This window comes from Microcoleus sp. N9_A2, from assembly GCF_036701775.1.
Classification (GTDB): Bacteria; Cyanobacteriota; Cyanobacteriia; order Cyanobacteriales; family Microcoleaceae; genus Microcoleus.
The window spans coordinates 42132-63495 of record NZ_JAUBRH010000034.1 but is presented as its reverse complement, the minus strand read 5'-3'; the positions used below and the strand labels follow the sequence as shown (position 1 = coordinate 63495).

At 47.5% G+C, this 21364-nt stretch carries 20 protein-coding genes; 10 read left to right on the top strand and 10 right to left on the bottom strand.

Annotation, left to right across the window (positions count from 1 at the left end; all coding sequences use genetic code 11):
• Positions 1 to 8: 8 nt before the first annotated feature.
• Positions 9 to 1427 (bottom strand): D-alanyl-D-alanine carboxypeptidase, encoded by a 1419-nt coding sequence (locus QUA44_RS19165; protein ID WP_333253314.1) that lies wholly within the window; start codon positions 1425 to 1427, stop codon positions 9 to 11.
• A gap of 584 nt (positions 1428 to 2011) precedes the next feature.
• Entirely contained in the window at positions 2012 to 2347 is a 336-nt protein-coding gene (locus QUA44_RS19160; protein ID WP_333253312.1) for a ribbon-helix-helix domain-containing protein, read from the bottom strand.
• 843 nt (positions 2348 to 3190) lie between these two features.
• On the opposite strand from QUA44_RS19160, the gene QUA44_RS19155 reads away from it, so the two are divergent.
• Both QUA44_RS19155 and QUA44_RS19150 read left to right on the top strand, forming a co-directional pair.
• The gene (locus QUA44_RS19155; protein ID WP_333121920.1) at positions 3191 to 3706 is read left to right on the top strand and encodes an HNH endonuclease; all 516 of its coding nucleotides are present in this window, start codon (positions 3191 to 3193) and stop codon (positions 3704 to 3706) included.
• 247 nt (positions 3707 to 3953) lie between these two features.
• Complete coding sequence (locus QUA44_RS19150; RefSeq protein ID WP_333253310.1) at positions 3954 to 4352, top strand: alr0857 family protein; 399 nt, start codon at positions 3954 to 3956, stop codon at positions 4350 to 4352.
• Positions 4353 to 4622: 270 nt separating this feature from the next.
• On the opposite strand, the gene QUA44_RS19145 is transcribed toward QUA44_RS19150, so the two are convergent.
• Both QUA44_RS19145 and QUA44_RS19140 read right to left on the bottom strand, forming a co-directional pair.
• Positions 4623 to 6692: a ShlB/FhaC/HecB family hemolysin secretion/activation protein gene (locus QUA44_RS19145; RefSeq protein ID WP_333253308.1), complete on the bottom strand. Its 2070-nt coding sequence runs from the start codon at positions 6690 to 6692 to the stop codon at positions 4623 to 4625.
• A gap of 502 nt (positions 6693 to 7194) precedes the next feature.
• The gene (locus QUA44_RS19140) at positions 7195 to 8061 is read right to left on the bottom strand and encodes a DUF928 domain-containing protein (protein ID WP_333253307.1); all 867 of its coding nucleotides are present in this window, start codon (positions 8059 to 8061) and stop codon (positions 7195 to 7197) included.
• 422 nt (positions 8062 to 8483) lie between these two features.
• On the opposite strand from QUA44_RS19140, the gene QUA44_RS19135 reads away from it, so the two are divergent.
• Both QUA44_RS19135 and QUA44_RS19130 read left to right on the top strand, forming a co-directional pair.
• Entirely contained in the window at positions 8484 to 10175 is a 1692-nt protein-coding gene (locus tag QUA44_RS19135; RefSeq protein WP_333253324.1) for a transglutaminase domain-containing protein, read from the top strand.
• A 108-nt stretch (positions 10176 to 10283) separates the two neighbouring features.
• On the top strand, positions 10284 to 10421 hold the full coding sequence (locus tag QUA44_RS19130; RefSeq protein ID WP_333253304.1) for a hypothetical protein: 138 nt from the start codon (positions 10284 to 10286) through the stop codon (positions 10419 to 10421).
• Positions 10422 to 10563: 142 nt separating this feature from the next.
• Here QUA44_RS19130 and QUA44_RS19125 read toward each other — a convergent pair whose 3' ends face one another.
• From QUA44_RS19125 to QUA44_RS19115, 3 genes are all read right to left on the bottom strand, one after another.
• Positions 10564 to 11538: an aldo/keto reductase gene (locus tag QUA44_RS19125; protein ID WP_333253302.1), complete on the bottom strand. Its 975-nt coding sequence runs from the start codon at positions 11536 to 11538 to the stop codon at positions 10564 to 10566.
• Positions 11539 to 11656: 118 nt separating this feature from the next.
• On the bottom strand, positions 11657 to 12586 hold the full coding sequence (locus QUA44_RS19120) for an alpha/beta fold hydrolase (RefSeq protein ID WP_333253300.1): 930 nt from the start codon (positions 12584 to 12586) through the stop codon (positions 11657 to 11659).
• Between the two features lie 78 nt (positions 12587 to 12664).
• On the bottom strand, positions 12665 to 12832 hold the full coding sequence (locus tag QUA44_RS19115; RefSeq protein WP_333253298.1) for a hypothetical protein: 168 nt from the start codon (positions 12830 to 12832) through the stop codon (positions 12665 to 12667).
• Positions 12833 to 12840: 8 nt separating this feature from the next.
• On the opposite strand from QUA44_RS19115, the gene QUA44_RS19110 reads away from it, so the two are divergent.
• Both QUA44_RS19110 and QUA44_RS19105 read left to right on the top strand, forming a co-directional pair.
• Positions 12841 to 13182, top strand: coding sequence for a hypothetical protein (locus tag QUA44_RS19110; RefSeq protein ID WP_333253296.1), 342 nt, complete (start codon positions 12841 to 12843; stop codon positions 13180 to 13182).
• A gap of 101 nt (positions 13183 to 13283) precedes the next feature.
• A complete protein-coding gene (locus tag QUA44_RS19105; RefSeq protein WP_333253294.1) occupies positions 13284 to 13772 on the top strand; it encodes an anti-sigma regulatory factor in 489 nt (162 codons plus the stop codon).
• A gap of 252 nt (positions 13773 to 14024) precedes the next feature.
• On the opposite strand, the gene QUA44_RS19100 is transcribed toward QUA44_RS19105, so the two are convergent.
• Entirely contained in the window at positions 14025 to 14300 is a 276-nt protein-coding gene (locus tag QUA44_RS19100; RefSeq protein ID WP_006631172.1) for a DUF6439 family protein, read from the bottom strand.
• A 118-nt stretch (positions 14301 to 14418) separates the two neighbouring features.
• Between QUA44_RS19100 and QUA44_RS19095 the strand changes: the two genes are divergently transcribed.
• On the top strand, positions 14419 to 14784 hold the full coding sequence (locus tag QUA44_RS19095; RefSeq protein ID WP_333253291.1) for a DUF2203 domain-containing protein: 366 nt from the start codon (positions 14419 to 14421) through the stop codon (positions 14782 to 14784).
• A gap of 96 nt (positions 14785 to 14880) precedes the next feature.
• Positions 14881 to 16272 carry an asparagine--tRNA ligase gene (gene asnS / locus QUA44_RS19090; protein WP_333253289.1) on the top strand — a complete coding sequence of 464 codons (1392 nt, stop codon included), beginning with the start codon at positions 14881 to 14883 and terminating at the stop codon, positions 16270 to 16272.
• Between the two features lie 81 nt (positions 16273 to 16353).
• Here the strand turns inward: asnS and QUA44_RS19085 are convergent, their stop codons facing one another.
• Complete coding sequence (locus QUA44_RS19085) at positions 16354 to 17835, bottom strand: pitrilysin family protein (RefSeq protein ID WP_333253287.1); 1482 nt, start codon at positions 17833 to 17835, stop codon at positions 16354 to 16356.
• A 376-nt stretch (positions 17836 to 18211) separates the two neighbouring features.
• Positions 18212 to 19807 carry a pitrilysin family protein gene (locus QUA44_RS19080; RefSeq protein WP_333253285.1) on the bottom strand — a complete coding sequence of 532 codons (1596 nt, stop codon included), beginning with the start codon at positions 19805 to 19807 and terminating at the stop codon, positions 18212 to 18214.
• 387 nt (positions 19808 to 20194) lie between these two features.
• On the opposite strand from QUA44_RS19080, the gene QUA44_RS19075 reads away from it, so the two are divergent.
• Complete coding sequence (locus tag QUA44_RS19075; RefSeq protein ID WP_333225407.1) at positions 20195 to 20812, top strand: helix-turn-helix domain-containing protein; 618 nt, start codon at positions 20195 to 20197, stop codon at positions 20810 to 20812.
• A 24-nt stretch (positions 20813 to 20836) separates the two neighbouring features.
• Positions 20837 to 21358, top strand: coding sequence for a GNAT family N-acetyltransferase (locus QUA44_RS19070; RefSeq protein WP_333253283.1), 522 nt, complete (start codon positions 20837 to 20839; stop codon positions 21356 to 21358).
• Positions 21359 to 21364 lie beyond the last annotated feature (6 nt).

The window sequence follows — 21364 nt, the reverse complement described above, 5'->3', positions numbered from 1 at the left end:
AAACCCCATTAATTGATGATTTCGCTGCGAGATACCTTACTAATTCTAGCAGGATTTGGCGTTAATTCTGGCGGCGAAACTTGAACACTTCCCCACTCATTCAAAAAGCTTTTCAGCAAAACCTCTTGCTGAGTGCGAAATGTCTCGACATTTGCCCCGCGATTCATAATCACAAACCACACTGTTTCTTGTTTTTGAGTGGGCAGGGCTCCGCCCAAAGCGCTAACATTATCCAATGTGCCAGATTTGACCACTGCTAATTGGGGAAGCGACCGTTCTGATAGTATTCCTTTATCTTTCCCAACTACAGTTAAGACATCCGCAACTGTCATACTGTAAGGTTGAAGATAGCGTTCTAAAGCTATAAATAACGCGCAAGCAGCCCGGGGAGAAATGAGATTTTCTTCGCTCAATCCCGAACCATTGACGAGTTGAATTTCTGCGGGCGGAACTCCGGTTGCTGCTGCTGCTTTTTGCGCGACTGTTTTGGCGCCGCCGACAGTATCAGCTAGCATATCTGCCATGAGATTGTTGCTGTACTGATTCATTTTTTTAATCAGTTCAGCAAGGGGCAAAGAATAATGTTTGACTAAAGGCTGCACGTCATTGGGAGATGCTGGCAAAACTTGTACAGTACCCTCAATTGCTATTTGGGGTTTGGGCGTATTGGGAGGCAGGGTTTGATACTGGGCGGCGGCTTCGCTGGGCCAGATTTGACTGTTCAATCCTTGTTTGAGCAATTCTCCCGATTTGAGGGGATCAAGTTCAAAGTTCATGTAAAACTTATCGACAATTATCAAATTGCCACTGACTCGCTTGATGCCTTTTTGATTTAAGGCGTTACCAAGGGCGATCGCCTCTTCCCAGACAAACAAAGGATCGGCGCTTCCCTGAACAATTAAATCACCTTTTAATACGCCGTTTTCTATTTTTCCTGTTGTACCAATTAAGGTAATAAATTCATGTTCCGGCCCGAATTGTTGCAGCGCGACGAGAGATGTTGCTACTTTGGTAATAGAAGCGGCTGACAGAGGAACTGTACCTTGATGATTGGCTAGCAATGTATTGCCTGATTGCATCCAGATGCCTTGGTCTTCTTTGGCAAAACCTTGGGCTGTCAACCCGTTGAGATATTGCTGGATTTTGGTATTTGTGGGGGTTTCGGGATTGGTAGCAGAGACTATTAAGGGCTGAGGCTGACTTGGTTTAACTGGCGGCGGGGAAGATTCAGCTACAGGAGAGGGAGGTGCAAGTTGAGGTGATTCAGTAGCTGCACATCCGGCAATAATTGTGAGAAGGGCGATCGAACTTACAGCAGTCAAGTAGCGGTTTTTCAGCATTACTTTAATTTTTTTCATCAAATGTACGATCGTCTGTTCGGCACGCCCGATGGAAAGTTTAGCATTAACCCGCGCCTTTTGGAGCATCTGGAGCTGCGTTACCAGAATTGTGAACCGCTAACATTACCCATCTTCTTCTCTATCTTTCTTCGTGCTCTACCCTACGGCAACGGCTTCGCCGAACCCGTCTTCGTGGTTCGTTAAATAGATATTGTTTAAATACTGCGGGATTTTATACCAATAGCCCGGACTGTTTTTAGTTCGTAATCTGAAACCTTAGATTTTTCGTTGGTAGCTCACATCTTGCATCATTCTCAAGAACAGGCTTTCCGGCCTGTTCCACAACAAGTGCAATTTCTTGTGGAAAGTAGGGGTTGGGCAGGAGAGCCCGCCCATAAAAAGCTTATTGAAAATGGTGCAAGATGTCAGTTGGTAGTTCGATTGCCACATCGCCTTGAAATCCTTATTCTACGGTTGGCACTCAACAACTGTCCGAAGTATTTTTATATTTTTTCACAAAAAAATGCAATTCTAGGCAACCTCCAAACCTTTATCTCATAAGTCATTCCCAAATCTAAAATCTAAAATCTAAAATCTAAAATAGAATGATCTTCAGCGCCTGGGGCCTTCACCCCAGGCCGATCGCTCTCACAAATTTTCGGTAAACTGGTTTATCCAGCCATACTCCCCATACTCAGCGGCACCATCTCGCCGTGAATCGTCAGGCCTAATAACATCGGCCCACCCGGTCGGATCAACTCTCCTGTAAGCGCGCAGCGTTCCTCCTGCTGTGCTGTGGCATTAATGCTGGCTCGAATATCCGATCGAGAAAACATCTGCCGATACTCTCCCGACTTCTGCTGCACGTAATTCCAGAGCAAATCTCGAATCAAAGCTTGATAGCCTTGATTGCCTGCGAGCTCTTTAAGTCTCTCTTTGAGTTCTCTTTCGAGTCGAATGCTGGTGACTTCCATTTCGGTGGTTGAGGTTCTAGGTAGGGTATGCATAATTTTTTCTCCGTGACGGGTGGACATATGTGTAATATCAGTGTAGTATGTTTACAGCTAGATTTAAAGCTCTCTTACCACTTTCTGCCTGCTGTGAAATTTCTCCCCACCTACTCCACCTATCAACTGAAGTGCGATCGCCCCACGGGTCGCTCAGAGTCGTTACGGCACGTCTTTAGCACGGGTTTTGCGACTGTCGCAGCGACCTCGTGGGGGGGCTTGGGCCTAAATAAACACGGTTATAGTGGATTAGGACAAATTGCAGAAATTAATTACAACGAGATAGACCACGAGGGTCTGCAAGTGGCACAGCCAGATCGAGATACGCGAAGCGGGAGGTACAGCTAAACGACTGTACCAAGACAGGATGAAAATTTGCATGAAAGCAGTTTTTCTAGCCCCCGCTTCTAAGTAAGAGAAGCGGGGGCATTTGATTGGATATTTGAGAAATTCGATCCGCTTGGGGAACTGGCAAAAAACCAGATGTAGCCAATGCTGAGGAAGCAACCAAAATTCAAAATTCGGTAGTGCCCTAAAGGTAAGGATGGTTGAAATTCCTTGGCAGTCTGGAGTTCATTGATTTACTACCGTGTACAAAGATCCAAGTATCTGCTCAGGACAGGGTTCAAAGTGCTGATTATTTCGTTAATGTCTTGGCTTTGTAGCTGCAAAAGCATTAAAAAAGCCTAGATACTTCAGGTCTGTAAGGTTGGCTCCAAGCTCTGAAAGCCTTACATGAAAAGAGCTATGTCCACCCTTACCTAAATAGGACTACCCAAAATTCAAAATCTAAAATCTAAAATCCAAAATCTAAAATCCAAAATTGACGAGGAGGAGCAAGCCGTGAACGTAGTAACTGATGTATTGAGGCAATCTGTGGTGGTGTTTTCTCAGAATTACCTACCAATGAGCCGTGTCAACATCAAACGGGCGATCGTACTGTTGGTAACAGGCAAGGCTGAACCTCTGGATTTTAGCATTGGCAACGGCTGGCTGGTGCGATCGCCCAGCACCAGCATCCACGTACCCGAACAAATCCGCTTGACTTTTGGTAACAGGGAACGCCTGTGGAAAGTGCCCCCGGTGAATCGCCGGGAAGTTCTGCGCCGCGACGCTCATTCTTGCCAATACTGCGGTAGCAATCGGCATTTGACGCTGGATCACGTCATGCCTCGCTCGAAGGGCGGCCCGCATACTTGGGACAACGTGGTGACTGCTTGCGAACGGTGCAACTCTCGTAAGGGCGATCGAACTCCCATAGAAGCTGGAATGTCTCTGCGAACTAAGCCGAAGGCCCCCATACACCCCACTGTTGCTTTTGCCGAACTGTTTTGGCACGAATACCAAATTGGGGAATAGGGAATGGGGAATAGGGCATGGCGCATGGGGCATGGGCCAAACAGGTAATTGGTAATAGCTAATAGTTAATAGCTAATTCAGTCCTGTAATTAAAAAGGATTTTAGTTCGGAATAGCAAACTTTTCATTCCGACCTATCCAATGCCCAATGCCCAATGCCCCATGCCCCATGCCCCATGCCCGATGCCCAATTCCCAATTCCCGATTTTCAATTTTAAACTTTCAATTCCAAATTTAGGGCTGTCAATATGCTGAAGTTGACTTACACTGAAACGGGCTTTAACCTAGAGCGTTTAGCTCAATCTCCCGAACAGTTAGTGGCGCTGCGAGTTGTGCTGGCTATGCGAGTTGGTCAAAGCATCAGCGTCGAACCGAGCACTGCGGCATTTTTGCTGCCCGTGAATTTGCCAGCGCTGTCTCTGTTGGAATCTGAGGCGCGCCGAAACGACAACGATGCGATCAACCTTTGTGTTGCTGATGCTGACTTTGTAGAAGTGACTCTGCGCGGTACGTGGATTTCTGACGCGTCTGAGGGGGCTGACGGGGTGTTTGCGACTGTGTTGGGCGATCGGGCGGAGCTCTTGCTGCTCAAACTCTGGCTCGAAACTCAGGCTGCTGCGGAGGTTGTCGGGGAAGTCGGCGATTAATATCAATTCCGGTTGCACTCAGGAGAGATGACTGTTGACTGTTGACTGTTGACTGTTGACTGTTGACTGTTGACTGTTTGAACAATACCCATGCAACCGAAAACGATATAAGATCCGATGTTGAAGGAAGAAGGAAGAGGGAAGTTCGGCAACGGATGCAAGTAACGGATGTAACGGATGGAAGAAGGAAGAACGAAGAGGGAAGAAGGAAATATTTTCTTCATCTCCCACTCTCCCCCTCTCCCTCTCTCCCTCTTTCCCCCTCTCTCCTTATGGCGTATAAATTATGTTGAAGTAAATTCCCTTATCTTGCAGATTGTCGCCCCTATCGCTAATTCTCACCAAAGGAAAAGCGTAATCTAGGCGCAGGTTCACCCGCTGTATCGGTTCCCAGATTACCCCCAAACCCACACCTGCTAAAAATGTCTGATTTGTTAATTTATTAGGATTGTTCGCAACGTTCCACACCGTACCCGCATCCAAAAAAGGAGCCAATTGAAGTTTGGGATTTCCCGAAGCATCGCGCTGCAAAGTAATCCGATCTTCGATGGAAACTCTGAAGCCGTTATCGCCAGAACGGACATTTTGGCGGTAGCCGCGCAAAGATTGTCCACCGCCAATTACAAATTGCTGGGAAGGCAACAAACTATTAGCTGACAACTGTAAGTCTGCCTGCACAATTAATAAATGTTTGTCATTCAATCGCTGTACTCGCTGCACTTGACCCAGCCAGCTAAAAAATTGTCCGTCGGGATCAGAACCTTCGTATTCAGTAGCATCAAACAAGCTAGTGCCGATCGTAAATTGCGATCGCACGGCCCAAGCACCCTGCGGGTCGCGCCGAATGTAGTCCTGTCCCAGCTTAATTGCGCTCGTAGTGCTGACACCCTTGGACTCCGGGCGGATGCCAAAAGAAACCGGTTCGCCAGCGAGAAAAGTTCTGCCTGTTTGATACGTAAAACCGGCAGATAAGGCAAATTCTTCGATCGGCGTTCTTCGCAACGGCTGGCGGTAACTTAATTCAAATAAATGCGATTTTCCCGAAATGTCAAAACGGTTAAAAGGTGCTTGTACAATACTGTTGCGGTTTGGCGCCGCCCTCAATTGCAAAGTGCCGTTCATCGCATTTAGCGGCACGCGATAGCTGAAATCAAACACATCTGAATCGCCGAGCGATCGATAATAAGCCCCTGCCAGTTCGTCGCCATTTCCTGTTATATTGCGGTGCCGCAAACTAACTCCCAATCTTTCGGAACCGACACTGGGAGGCGAGTAATTGTCAATGCTTAAACTAGGCTGAAATGGATTAGCTTCCGAGATTCTGACGATCAGAATGCTCTCGCCTTCATTATCCCCAGCCCGCAGACTGGCTTCTACATTGTCAAATAAAGGATCGACTCGCAGCAGCCGGAGTTGGTCTTCTAATGAAGCTGTGCTTAAAGGCATTCCCGCCCCGAGTCGAATCCGGCTGCGGATGTAACTTGGATTCAATCTTTTAGTTCCTTCTACCTCAATTCGGGCTAGCTTGCCTTCAATCACTTGAATTTGGACTACCCCTGCGGTGATAGTTTGGGGCGGCAAGACTGCTCTCGAAGTGATGTAGCCACGATTGAGGTAAATTTCGGTAATTTTGTCGGCGATTTGTTTGAGCTGTTCTAGGGTGGTAGAACGGCCTTCTAAGGGGTTGACTAAGGCATTAATTTCGTCTTGGCTTAAAATTGTGCTGCCAACTACTTGAATTTTCTGCACCTCAATTGGTGTATTCGGCAGCGTTGGGGGAACTGGCGACGGAGACGGAGACTCCGGCGCTACTGTGGGCGGTACTTGGGGAGGTTCTGGGGAAGGCTGCGGGGCAGGTTGCAGAAATCGATCGCGATTTGGATCTGGCTGAGTCGGTGGCGGTGGGAGGTTGGGAGGCGGCGAGGGTTGGTTCTGGGCTAAAACATGATTGCAATGTAGCTGGTTCTGACATTGGGGATCATTGTCAACCAGATTTGTTTGTTCGGGCAAGATGCCCGCACCACAAGCAGTTTCATCGATTGTGGAACAGGCAGCTTGGCTGTTCTCGGCGGGGGTCGATTGTGCTTCTGGTTCAGGGTTGGTCTCGATGGAATCGGGAAGCTGATTTAAGTTGGTCGCTGTTTCATCCTGGTTGATTTCCAGTTTTTGCAGTGCTAATACTTGATTGCCCGTATCTGCTGAGTTGTCAGCGGCGACGGGCAACTGAGAAATATCGTTTGTTTGGGATATAGCTTTATTGGCGTAAAAGCAAACCATCGGGAGCGCAGTTAGAAGTGAAATCCCCAACCGAAATAGTGCAATATTTGCATTCGGGCGCATAATTAATAATTTCTCTAAAATAAGTTTGTCGGCTGCTTGACTATGCTAGTTTATCATTTAGTATTAGGCGAAATTTTACCATCAAAATCTCCACAGTCCGCCTTTCAAGATGCCAGAAGTCCGAACTGCTGATCAGTACACAAATTTTAATTTATTTAGGACGATCGACCAAACAACCCGCAACAGCCAAAAATCATCTGTGGCGCTGCCAAATACCGCGCTCTAAACCGAATTTTTCCTACTTGCTGCACCAGTCATACTATTTTAGGTTTGAGATTTGAGATTTGGCAATGACTGATGGCTATCACCGTTGGGAGCATCTCATATTTGTAAAAACACTTCTTCTGACTCTTTCCCCTGGCTCTTTCCTCCTGGCTCTTTCCTCCTGGCTGCTGGCTCCTGGCTGCTGGCTCCAATTTCTAGCTTGGCGACAAAAGTGAGATGCTCCGTCACCGTTTGGGGCTTGCCTACCGTTGCATTCTTTTTTGAAACTGGTGTTGAATTATTTTCTTGTGATAGGTGTTAACTCACTTGCGACTAAGGGTTCTTGGGCTATTTTGCCGAGTTCGACTGAGTTCAACACTGCTAACCACTTGATCGCTAAACTGGCATCGCTGGGAGACTCGATACGCAATTGAGCTAGAGTGGCCAGGTACTCGTACCAGAGACTTTGTTGGGCGAAGATGCTGAGCTTGGTGAGATCGGACGATCGATCCAACTCTGTTTTCACGGTTGGGGCGAGTGCGGTGCGGTTGATCCACCCGGAAACGAGAACATCATCTCTTGTATTTTTTGGGTTGCATTTGATAGTAAAGTACCATTGATAGTTTTTGCCAACTTCCAGGGCTGGCGAGTTGTCGTCGGAGCCGAGGCTGACGCTAACGATACCTGCACGGCTAGTTACCATGCGAAAACTTTTTTTGTATAGTGTTTTGTCTCTTTGGTCTGCTAACTCAAACTGAACTGTTTTGTCGAGGGCTACGGGAAGGTAGTAGAAAAATGTTGGCTTTGCTGATATGGTTTGCCCCATAGTTGATTGGGGAATCAAGGCAGTTAAGGCAGTTGTGGCCGTGGGGCATTCTAAGCCGCGGGTTCCTCCCCCTTCACGCCTTCCGGGTACTCCGTCCTCCGGCGGTTGAAAGCTATTCCACGTGGAGCCCGTTGGCTGAATGTTCGGTCTGCTTCCGCTGGGTTCAGGGGGTTGAACTGTTTGCAAGTTGAGGGGTAGCTGCGGTGGTGAGGCGCGCTGGACAATGTTTGCGGGGCTGTTGAGAGCCTCTGCTGGTATTAAAAAACTACCGGCGGCAACTGCCTCTAAAGACAGAATTAAGGAAAGAGTACCGATATTTAGAGCAGACTTCAAAGCCATGACGAACCTGCCTTTTGATGAACCTAGGAACTTTATCGCACGGTTTTATTCTATCCAAGGTTTTGACGGATATAGTAATCTGTTGTACTTAATTTATATCTTCAGGCAGATACGATTATTTGGGTCGCTCTGATCAACATAGAATTCTCTGTCGCGTTTGTCAGTGGTAGCTTAGTAGTTATACTTACTTCCATTCACGGCAGCAGGTTGGGTTGAGCTTGTTAAACCCAACTTTGACAAAGACTAATATTCGGGCTCTTTTAACTCTAGTAAGAGGGTACAACGCGTCTTTTCGTAAAAACACCCGGTTGATGCGTCAGTCCTGGATATCAGGAAACTAGGCAATTTTGCTGGTGAACCTCAAGCGATCGGCTACAAGTTACATATCAGGTTTTCTGTACAATACCGGCAAGAAATTTAGCATGAATCTCGATTCACCTGTTCTCTCGGACAAACAGCCTTCGGGGCTGCGGATGGTAAGACCCATCGGAGTCTTGGCACTGCACGGCATTGCTTTTTTAGGAAATAGGTTGTTCGCTGTCGATCGCGCCGAAGGGCTGCTATTGGAGATCGATCGAGAAAGTGACAACACTACTGTTTTGAATCCTTATCAAACGGCTAAGTTTGCGGGCGCAACCGGGCTGGCTATTTCGGAAGATACTCTCTGGTTTGCGCGGGATGAGGATATTTGTTGCTGTCGGGGCGCAGTTCGGGACGGGGCGATCGCTGAACTCAAACCGGAACATTTTGTTTCACTTTCTTATCCTGCTGACGGGATTGCTGTTTGGAAATCTACGCTTTATGTGACTTGCCAGAGATTGGGCTATATTCTGGTTTTTGACATGAAAACTGGTCGGGAAATTACTCGGTTTTACGCTCCCGGTATAGGGGTGGAAAATATCACAGTCCGGGATGAGGAAATTTGGGTTTGCGACAAGACTGAGCAAACTGTTTACTGTTTGGAACGGGGAACTGGGGAGATTAAATTTAGCGTTTTGACTCCCTTTGAGTCGCCTTCGGGTTTGGCTTTTCACAAGGATTCCGAAACCGGGGAAGAGGTTTTGTACGTGGCTTATGCCGGGGATGAACTTTACATCCGGGACGACCCGAATTCGGAAGATCCTTTTCAGTTGACGAAGCGCGATCGCACTTTTATTCAGCCTTTGTATTTTTACTACAATGAAGCCGAGCGCTACGCTCTGTCAAATGGTTTTTTGATGGAAATGTCTTATGTGGAGGAACTGTCTCCTCTCGATGAGGTAGAAATCGAAAATTTGGAGTGGCGGATTGCTTTGCCTTCGGAAACTCACCGACAAAAGGTCAGGAAAATTACGCCAATTGGAATGCCTTTTACTGAGGAAATTCAGGAAGGGGAACGGGTGGCGGTGTTTAAGTTCGATCGGCTGCACCCCGGGGAACGCCGAATTTTTGGCTGGAAGGCTTTGTTAGAAGTTCGATCGATTAAGTATCAGTTGTCGCCTCGGGATGTCGAAAAGGCTCCGAAGCTGTCGCCGGAGTTTGCAGCTAAGTATTTGGTTGATAATGACAATTTGGCGATGGATACGGAGATTGTGCGATCGGCTGCCGTGGCCTCAATTGGCACAGAAACTAACATTCTGAGGCAATTACTGAGCATTCGCAATTTTGTTTATGACCAACTTTCTTACGGGATCAGGCCTCACATTGACACTCCCGATATTGTACTGCGCCGCGGCATCGGTTCTTGCGGCGAGTACGTAGGGGTGTTGTTGGCTTTGGCTAGGTTAAACGGGATTGCTTGCCGCACGATCGGGCGCTACAAGTGTCCGGCTTTTGCTGACAGAAAAGGCGTGCCGCTGGAGCCGGATTTCAATCACGTTTGGCTGGAGTTTTACATTCCGGGTTTTGGCTGGGTGCCGATGGAATCTAATCCTGATGATATTCAAGACAGAGGCCCTTATCCTTTGCGATTTTTTATGGGTTTGGCTTGGTATCACGTAGAAATTGGCAAGGGAATTCGGTTTCAAAGTCTCACAAGCGGGGGTCTTCCTTTGAACAAGGAGGATGTTTCCGTAGGGACTCTGGCAATCAATCATGTGAGGTTTACAATTTTGGAAGATTTGCCAGCAGTTTGAATGGAGTGTGAGCAATTAACAGTTAGCCGTCAATATTCAACTGTTAATTGTTAACATTTTTCATCTAAAATCGAAAGTAGAAAATGTAAAATCAGAGGAAGAGGGGTTGTGGAATTTTCGATTGCTAATATTCTAGTTTTAGTGGCTTTTGTACTGCTGCTGACCGTGACTGGCGGGGTCGCTTATTTGACTGCGGTTGAGTGGCGCGATCGCAGGCGGTTAGATAAGGCTAAACGGAAAAAATAGTAGCTCGTTGCTGTTGACAAATTGCATCTTTTATGATAAAAAACCAGGCGACCCAATCGTGTCGCCTGGTTTTTTGATTTGAGGAGTTTTGACAGCTTCGCAACGCCGATCGACCTTTGGAAATTGGCAACTAAGTCCATTGTCAGAAAAATGTATTTTCTTGCCAAGCAGCGGCGGTGCGTTTTTCAATTGCTGCCATTTCTGTTTTGTTCAAAGGTTTGAATGCTTGGGCGGCTTTCAAGTTTTCTTCCAGTTGCTTTACTGAGTCGGCGGCGATGACGCAGCAGTGCACGCCGGGAAGTGAAAGCGTGTAGCCCATTGCTTGGTGCATTCCATCTAAAACACCGTTCTGAAATAATTTGCCGTAAGCTGGTATTTTCATGGCTATGACGCCGATATTTTTGGCTTTGGCAACTGGTAAAGCGCTGGTAACAAAGGAGCGCGGATGGTGTTTTTCGGCGGCGTTGAGGGAGATTAATGTTGTGTCAAAAGGATAGCGCTGCAAGCCTGCGGCAATGATGGCTGGTTCGTGGTGTCCGGTGATGCCGGAAAAACGAATTATTTTTTGCTGTTTGGCTTCTTCGATCGCCTTTATTGCTCCTTTGGCACTGAAAATTTGGTCTAATTCTGTTTGGAATGAGACGTGGTGGAGTTGCCACAAGTCTAGCCGATCGGTTTTCAGTCTTTTGAGCGATCGTTCTAAGTCTCTCCACGCGCCGTCTCTGTCTCTGGCGGCGGTTTTTGTGGCTAGGAATAGGCGCGATCGATATTTTGGCAAAACTTTGCCTAAGTTTTCTTCGCTGGGCCCGTACTCGGCCGCCGTGTCAAAATAGCGAATGCCTAATTCGATCGCGCGTTCAATTTGCGCCACCGCTTCTGCTTCTCTTCCCTGCTGCGATAGGGGTGTTTGTCCGGCCCATCCCAAACCAAAAATCGGCACTGTCACGCCGGTTTTGCCTAACAGTCGTTCTGGCATTTTTACTGTGGTGGCCGCCTGGTTATTGGGTGCGGCTGCGATTTCCCGATCCTGCTGTTCGATCGCCTTAGCGCCTGCAATGCCGCTGGCAACAGCTATACTGCTCAATATAAAATTGCGGCGAGTCTTTTTGCTGGTCATGGTTTCGGTCTCCTCAGAATGTTTGAGTTGAGATTAACCAGAAAGTTAAATTAAGTCATTAGTCAGTAGTCATTGGTCAACCGTCAACAGTCAACAGTCAACAGTCAACAGTCAACAGTCAACAGTGAACAATGCCCTTGTCAATTATCCATGCGCGAATCAGTTCGTTTATCTGTTCTGGTACTTCGTCGTGGGGACAGTGACCAGCTTTGATAAAGTGTTCTGTCAACTGCGGATAGTGTTTGCGAAACTTGGCGCTTCTTTCTGTAGAATTCATCCACGGATCGCCTTCTCCCCACAGCATTAGCAGCGGGCAGTTTAATTGACTCAGCAATACGTCGATTTTTTCGCCTTGGGGTGTTCTGAATACGGAAGCGAATACTTTGGGGGCACCAGGATCGCAGGATGGTTGGTAAATTTCTTCTACTAATTGGTCTGTGACGGCGCTTTGGTCGAGATAAACTTTTTCTAGGGTTTTCCGAATTGTCGATCGCTGGCGCACGTACTGGAACAGCAGAAAACTTGCCCAATCTTGCTGAAATAAGGTTTTAGCTACCGTAGATATGGCTTTTTGCAAGGGCGGGGCTTCGGGTGCGGGCTGCGGTTCGCTGAAGGGGCCGGCGCTGTTGATTAATATGAGTCCGGCGGCTGATTCGGGGCGCTGGGCGGCGACACACAAGGCGGCGTAGCCTCCGAGGGAGTTGCCGGCTAGTACGGCGGGCCGGCCGATGATGTTGGTGATAAAGTCGTGGAGTTGGTCGCGCCAGAGGTCGCCGCTGTACTGCATTTCGGGTTTTGCCGATCGCCCGAATCCGATCAGGTCGATCGCCCAGACTTCAAAGTCTTTGCTCAGGCCGCTGATATTTTTGCGCCAATGGTCTGTGGACGCGCCAAAACCGTGAATTAACAGCAGGGGAGGGCGTTCGGGATGCCGATCGCTCGTTAGCGAAGCCCTCGAAGAGGATCGAACGTAGTATACTGAATGCCCCCGCCACTGCCAGTAAGTGCCGGCGATGGGGGCTGTGGTGATGGCTGGGGTTGTTTGCATGATGTAAAGAAATAATTATTTACTTTAACTATTGTATCGCGACGCTCAGATTTATAAAATTTTGCAAACGCGCTGGGCTTAGGCCAGCAAAGGATTCGTCAAGTTTGGCGAGTTGGGTTCTGGCGATCGCCCGTACTCAGTATTAATAAGTTTTGTAACGAATATTGATTTTGTGAGGATCGCAGCAATCCGAGATATTTTGCCCGATCGCATTTTGGAAAATAAATCGGGTTTTGGCTGCAACATACCTAGGTATGATGATTTTGCTGTTTGGTGGCAAGACCAAGTTCTGGGCGATGCAGCTTGCCCAGCGGCTGCGAGGGTCGAACCTGATGGGCGAGGGTCAAGGGATCGACTTTTTTATAGTTATTTGCGGGCTTTTCCAGGTGGGGATCGTTTGTTCAAGAGGTGTTGACGGCTTGGGGGATGCAGCTAACCGTTTGGTTGCGAGTTGGCAAAAGCTGAAATCAAAAATTTCGGGGCTGGAAGAAGTTATAAGTAAAATTACTGATGGTTCTCTGCAGAAGTTTCTCAGAATCGCAGAATATTTTGTGACGTTGTTTGCTGTTCTTAATTGCTTTGATACTCTAAGATAGAAGTAGAGCTGCGCCGCTCAATTAATTAGCATTTTGAATACTAGGGAGCCAACTATGCAGGGTGTGAACTTTATCCACCTGAAAGTTAGGGAGTTTTCTGAGTGATTGCTATTTCACCTCGTCCCGTCGGACGCAATTGGATTACGATTAGCTTCGCTTCTACTCTATACCTTTGTCCTATTTTGGATCTGCTCCTAGCAGAGCTTCCGGATCACTGGCAAGCGGAATTGCGGTTGGGGCTTCAAGAAGCTTTGGTAAATGCTGCTAAGCATGGTAACAAGTTAGACCCCGGTAAAACTGTTGGAGTCCGTTTTTCGATCGTCCAAAACCAATATTGGTGGGTGATATCGGATGAAGGTGCTGGCTTTAAGGCTCCTTGCGGTTGCGATCTTGATACCGATAATTTCGACACTCTCCTAGCAGAGGATGTTGCAGATGAATCGGCACTCCCCCATGTGGAACAGGAATGTGGTAGGGGGTTGTTTATTCTTTACCAAATATTCGATCGGGTAGAGTGGAATTCTCAAGGTACAGAGTTACGGCTGTGCAAAGAACTTCCCAGTCGCTACCGACTGCCTCGCTTGCGCTAGCACCGCCAGTTGGCAGCAGTTTTCACCTCAGCTAGTCCTGGAATTTTTTTGGTTTCCGGGCTGAAGTTTGCAGTGAGAATTTGGAGGATGTGGCTATTGATAGCTGATAATAATGCAAAATGTGAGTTTTGAGTCAAAAAAGTATAAATCTTTTGAACTCACAATCGCGCTGCTCGATCGAGCGGCGCGATTGTCTAAGTTTTGAGCGACTAATCAATTCAAAAGTCAAAACTCAAGACTCAAAACTCAAAATTATTTGCCGTGGGTGGGACAGGGAGGAGCAGATATCGATCGATCCAGCCATCCTGCTGCTTGGTTTAAGCGCGGGAGAGCTTCTTCGGGCTGTTTTTTGAGCAAAAAGACCAAAGCGGCCGCAGCTTGCTCGCAGGCCCGCGCGGAACGGTTGGCTTTCAGGCGGTGCCAATCTTTTTCGTGGATGGCGAGGCGCGCGGCTAGAGCTTGGGCTAGTTCTACCGTGCTCAGCTCGTTGAGGTTGACAGTTTGGGTTGTTTGTGTAGTTTCAAGCATAATTGGCAATTATAGGGATTTGGCTGCCGTTTCTGAATTTAAAAAATATACTGCATATAATAACAACTTAATTGGAAATCGGTTTTTTTTATTATTATTGTCAGGTTTACGGATCGAAATGCCTCAACAGCCGTCAGAGTTAAATCCCCAAGAGCAAGAAAGTGAGTTTGTTCAAGCGATCGCAGCAGTGGAGCGATCGCTCGCGGCAGTTAAAGAGCGTTACACTCAAATTCAGGTCGATCGACAGCGCCAAGTCGAACTAGGCCATCGGCGCGAAGAAATCCGCCAGTCGGGACGCCGAAATCCATTGCCGGAACTCAAAAAAGAATTGCGGGAAATTGAGCAAGAATTGGAAACGATCGAGTTAAATTTAGAAAGCAGTCTGTTTTCTTGGGGAAGCATAAAACAACCTTTTTGGCAAGCAGTTCGCTTTGGGGGACTGGGCATTTTGCTGGGTTGGATTTTGAAATCCTATGCGGGATAGTTTTGGATTTTTTTACCGCAGAGGGCGCAGAGGGCGCAGAGGAAGAGAAAAGAGAGAAATATGGTGCAAAATAATATTAAATAAACGGGAGTGGATATGACAAATCAACGAATTGCAGCAATTTTGCGCGGTGGCGAACCCGACGACACTGTAACTATTCAAGGTTGGGTGCGTACCAAACGCGAATTAAAAGAATTTGCCTTTGTGGAAGTCAACGACGGTTCGGCGATGGCTAATTTGCAAGTAGTCATCAATGCGGATTTGCCAGACTTTGAAAATGTACTCAAACAACTAAATACAGGTGCATCTTTAGAAGTGTCTGGCGTGCTGGTAGCGTCACCGGCGAAAGGACAGCGAATTGAATTAAAAGCTTCACAAGTACAAGTTTACGGCGAAGCAGACCCGCAAACTTATCCGCTGCAAAAAAAGCGCCATTCATTGGAATTTTTGCGGACAATCGCCCATTTGCGGCCGCGCACAAACACGCACGGCGCTGTGTTTCGAGTCCGCAATGCTTGTTCGGCGGCGGTACACCAATTTTTTCAAGAACGCGGCTTTTTGTGGGTTCACACTCCGATTCTTGCTGCTAGTGACTGCGAAGGTGCGGGGGAAATGTTCGCCGTTACCAACTTTGATTTAAAGAACGTGCCGCGCACAGATTCGCAAGAGGTTGATTATGCGAAAGACTTTTTTGGAAAGCGCGCTTATTTAACAGTTAGCGGCCAGTTGGAAGCGGAAGTTATGGCAATGGCTTTTGGCAATGTTTACACTTTTGGCCCGACTTTTCGAGCGGAAAATTCCAATACTTCGCGACATTTGGCTGAGTTTTGGATGATTGAACCGGAGATGGCTTTCTGCGATTTGCAGGGTGATATGGATTTGGCTGAGGCGTTTTTAAAGTACATCTTTAAGTACGTTTTGGATCACTGCCCGGAGGATATGGAGTTTTTCAATGAGCGGATTGATAAGACGGTTTTGGCTACGGCTGAAAATATTATTAACAATCAGTTTGAGCGGATTACTTACACGGAGGCGATCGCACTTTTGGAAAAAGCCGACAAAAAGTTTGATTTCCCGGTAAGTTGGGGCTTAGATTTACAGTCGGAACACGAGCGCTATTTGGCTGAAGATTTGTTTAAGAAGCCGACAATTGTTAGCGATTATCCAGTCGGGATTAAAGCATTTTATATGCGTTTAAACGAAGACGAGAAAACCGTGCGAGCAATGGATGTTTTGGCTCCGAATATTGGGGAAATTATCGGCGGTTCCCAGCGGGAAGAACGGCTGGATGTGTTGGAGCGGCGCATGGAAGCGCAGGGCATGAATAAGGAGGAGTTGTGGTGGTATTTGGATTTGCGCCGCTACGGTACTGTGCCTCACGCTGGCTTTGGTTTGGGATTTGAACGGTTGGTGCAGTTTATGACGGGAATGGGGAATATTCGCGATGTGATTCCGTTTCCGAGAGCTCCTTTGACTATTGATTTTTAGTTGACGATTGTGCGGCAAAACGTAGGTACACGGCAACGCCGTGTCCCTACCCGGATCGGTGACTCATAATCACAAATAAATTTAAGTCGCCGAGGGAATTGTGATATCAACAGATTGCACTTTGACCGCAGTTCCCAAACTCGATAGCGGCGGTTGAATTGCCGCACTATTTCCCACTACTAATGTCACCAGATTCTCCGGTTTCAAGTAAGTCTTGGCTACGCGCTGCACGTCAGCAATTGTTGCTGCTTCGATACTGCGACGGTAGCTAAAAATGAAATCTTCGGGATAACCGTAGTATTCGTAGCGCATTAATCGCGACAAAGTTTGACTCGGATTTTCAAATTTGAAGATGAAAGAATTTAGGGTGGAATCTTTAGCAAAAGCTAATTCTTCCGGGGTAATTGGTTCGGTGCGGATACGATCGATCTCTGCCCGAATTGCCTGGATAAACGGTACTGTCGCGTCCGATCGCGTTTGGCCTCCAGCGACAAACACCCCCGGATAGTCATATCTCGGACTCCAAGCCGCGTATACTGAATAAGCTAAGCCTTGGCGCGATCGCACGTTATTGAACAAACGGCCACCGAAACCGTTCAGAACCCCGTTCATTACGTCCAAAGCACCGTAATCTGGACTGCTGAGCATTCCGCCCAAATGTCCCATCTGCACGTAACTTTGACTTAATTGCGACTGATTTACCAAAAATACGCCACCGCCTTTTGCTGGCGATACCGTTGGTAGCGCAGGCACTTCTGCACTCTGACTCGGTTGCCAGTTGCCGAATTTTTCCTCGACGAGCGATCGCATTTTAGCTGTATCAAAATCGCCAGAAATACCCAAAATCATATTCTTGGGATGGAAATATTTCTGGTAGAAACTCACCAAATCGTCGCGGGAAATATTCGCGAGGGTTTTGTATTCTACCGTGCGCGCGTAAGGACTGCGATCGCCGTAAATTAATTTTTGAAACTCGCGGCCGGTAATACCGTCAGGATCGTCATTGCGGCGGGCGATCGCACCTTGAGTTTGGTTCTTCGCTAAATCCAACTTTTCTGCTTCAAAGATTGGCTCCCGAATCACTTCCGCAAATAAGTCAAACACTGGTTCCACATCTTCAGCTAAAGCACTAAAATTAGCAGTACCAGAAGCAACATCAATCCCCGTTTCTACCGAAGCTGCTCGCTGTTCTAGCAATTGATTTAGTTCATCAGCCGTATGCCGGCTAGTACCGCCAGTTCGCATCACTTCTCCCGTCAATCCTCCCAATCCAATTTTATCGGCAGGTTCAAAACGCTCGCCCGTGCGAAATAGCGCCGTTCCCCCAATTAGCGGGAGTTCCCGGTCTTCCATCAGATACACCCGGATGCCATTTTTTAGCTCGAAGCGAGTGTATTTAGGCAGTTTAATTTCTGGCACCTGCGGGAATGTTAATTCGTCGTAGTGTTTGGGTGCCGCCGCAAAGGAAGGTAACAAATTAAACGTGCCAAGTGAAACAGTAAAAAAGCAAAGCGATAGCAGAAATAACTTTACTTTTTTCAGTCTCAATTTAGTCCTTTTCATTCTTTCTCCTAAGTTTTATATTGTGACATAGCGAGGCAGGGCCTCTGGATCTGCGTTCCCCGGCTCTGCCCATTGGTGACAACTTAACGTTAAACCGATCGTCTCTCTTGTTTGTAGCGAAGTCTAGATCCCCCCTAACCCCCCTTAAGAAGGGGGGGACAAGAGTGTTCTCAAAGTCAACCCCTACTCCCCTTAATAAGGGGGATTTAGGGGGATATAGACTCGACTAAAAGCGACATTTATTATGGGTTTTAGTCTTAAGTTATCAGGAATGGGCAGGCCTGAGAACGAGTTTTTCTTTCTTCTTTCTGATGAATGCCTCACGCTCGACAATTCATCCGTGTATTCGTGTCAAAATCCGTGTCGTGCCTTCTTCTTACAGTGGCAAAAGTTTACCAATCGTGCGATTTTCAGGGCGAAAAGTTGCCTGAGAGACACGCTGAATGTCAGCCGGAGTAACAGCCGCGATCGCATCCAATTCCTTAAACAAATTTCGCCACGAACCAGTTTTTACTTGATAGTCCACCAGCGCAAATGCCATGCCCATATTAGAATTGAGCGATCGCAATAAATCGGCTCTCGCCTGAGTTTTCACGCGATCCAATTCCAAAGCAGAAACCGGCTCAGTTTTCAGGCGATCGATTTCCTTGCTCAAAGCTGCCGCCACCTCATCAACCGTGCGGCCCGGAGCAGTTTGAGCGTAAAATAACATCAAATTCGGATACTTTTCCCCCGGATAACCGCTGAAACCTTGAGCAGCCAGCGCCAATTGCTGCTGTTCAACCAAAGATTTGTAAAGCCGAGAAGTGCGGCCATCGCTGAGCAAAGAACCAATCATTTCATAAATCGCATTGTCGGGATGATTCATCGCCGGCCGGTGGTATCCTTCCAAATACCAAGGTTGAGTTTTTAATTGCAGCGTCACTTCCTTAGTTTGCGTTTGGGGAGGTTCGACAATCTGCAATTCTGGAGGCGCTGGTTTCGCCTTGTAACGGCCGAAATAAATTTGAGCGAGTCGCTTCACCTCCGCAGCTTTCACGTCTCCTACCACCGCCACAGTCAGCTTGCTGGGGACGTAGTGAGTCTCGAAAAACTTCTGCACGTCGCTGCGGCTGAGGTTTTTAATGTCTTCACTGTAGCCAATTACGGGACGGCGGTAGGGATGAGCAGAGAAAGCTTTGTTGGCAAAAACTTCAACCATTTGTCCGATCGGAGAATTCTCGGTTCGCAGCCTGCGCTCTTCTAAAATTACCTGTTTTTCTTTGTAAAATTCCCGAAATACTGGTTCTAGAAATCGCTCGGATTCCAGCGACATCCACATTTCTAACTTGTTAGCTGGGAGGCTGTAAAAATACATTGTGGCGTCGGTGGAAGTAGCGGCATTTAGTCCGACTCCGCCTGCTTGTTCCACTATTTTGCCGAGTTCATTGCGCTTGACAAATTGCGAAGCTTCGGCTTCAACTTTGTCAAATTCTGCTTTTAATGTGGCGACTTCTTGAGTTTTGCCGCTGGCCTTGGCTGCTTGCATTTGCTCGAAGAGTTGGTCTTGTTTTTCTAAGAGCGGCTTTTCGGCTTGGTAGTCGGTAGTGCCGATTTTTGGCGTGCCTTTAAAGGCTAAATGTTCGAGATAGTGCGCGACACCTGTTTGACCGTCGGGTTCGTTTGCGCCGCCGACATCGGCGTGAATCAGAAACGATGCTACGGGCGCTCTGGGCCTTTCGAGTACGATGAATTTCATGCCGTTGTCGAGCTTAAATTCGCTGACTTGGCTGATTACTCGATCGAGCGATGGTTGAACAGAGACTGTTTGGGAGCCGCTAGCGGGGTTGGGGCGGGCGAGGGCGATTTCGGGAGAAATGCCCCACCACAGCAGTACAGCGGCCAGCAGGGAGGCGATGAATCGAGTTTGGCGATCGGGCGATTCCCTACGGGATAGCTTCGCTTTACGGAGTTTTTGGAACTGCGGGGTCATTCGATTTTAGATTTTAGATTTTGGATTGTGGAGTGTCAAACAAAAAAATGTTTGTGCTCGGTGGCCAGGGATTCTTTTTTAAGGATAAAGATTTTTGGAGGCATAAGCGATCTATTGTGCCGCAGATGTTAGGCTGATACAGCAAATCTCCAAAAGGGTCATTGGATTTTAGATTTTAGATTTTAGATTTTGGATTGTCAAAGGGCAAGAAGTTTATGCCGAATAACAAGAGATGCTTTTTAAGCATAAAGATGTTTGGGGCATAAGCGATCTGTTGCGCTACTTCCAGTTTAAGATTAAAGTCACGCACAACTTAAAACTTAACATTATTTCGCCCTTCAGTCCCGAACCCGTAGTTCCAAGTCGCCAATTACCGATTGCAAAGCCATGCGAATTTTTAATCAGTCTCCTCCTTCTGAAACAGAAACTAAGAAGCGGATTTTACAAGCAGCTCAGCGGTTGTTTGCCCGCAGCGGATACGATGGCACGACAACTCGCGATTTAGCAGCGGCGGCAGGGGTGGCGGAGGGTACACTATTTCGGCATTTTGATAATAAAAAAGCTATTTTGATTGAGGTGGCGACGGAAGGATGGGTGGAGTTGCTGACGGATTTGCTGACAGAATTGAGCGAGATGGGCAGTTACAAAGCAGTGGCTCAGGTGATGCGGCGGCGGATGCTGAATATCCGCGAGAATAGCGACATGATGCGGGTGTGTTTTTTGGAGGCGCAATTTCACCCGGATTTGCGCGATCGAATTCAGTTGGAAGTCATCGGAAAAATGAGCGATGTGGCTGAGGCTTTCTTTGAAACGGCGATGGAAAAAGGAGTTTATCGGAAGATGAATCCGAAGATTGTCGCTCAGGTATTTTTGGGAATGTTTGCAGTCGCTGGTTTCAGTCAAAATACGATTATGGAACCCAATGCTTCTCCACAGGAAATGCAGGAAATGGCCGAAGGACTCGCAGATATTTTTCTGAATGGGGTTTTAGTCAAGGATGAATAATTAGGGTCACAGGGAAAAGTTGTTATGGGCCAAATTTTGCACTATTCTATTCGCCCGCTAACGCAGGAAGACGAGCCTTTTCTCTGGCAAATGCTGTATGAAGCGGCGCACGTGGCAGCAGAAGGCGAATCAACGGTGCAAGCGGTTGTCAATCATCCTTTAATTGCGAAATATGTCAAAAACTGGGGACGCGCAAACGATCTGGGCTTCGCAGCGATCGAATTGAACGACAGCCAGCCTGTAGGAGCCGCCTGGGTGCGTTTGTTTCCAGAGGATGACAAGGGGTTTGGCTGGGTTGACGATACTATCCCGGAATTGGCGATCGCCGTTCTTCCAGAATATAGAAATCAGGGTGTAGGAACGCAGTTGCTGGCTCGTTTGTTGTCAGCAGCACAAGTCTCTTATCGATCGCTATCCCTGAGTGTCAGAAGCTCGAATCGAGCCCTGAGTTTGTACGAGCGATCGGGATTTAAAGTAATTGAGGGAAGCGAGACAATCAACCGCACAGGAGGGACATCATTCACCATGAAACTTGATTTTGACTAAGTGAAT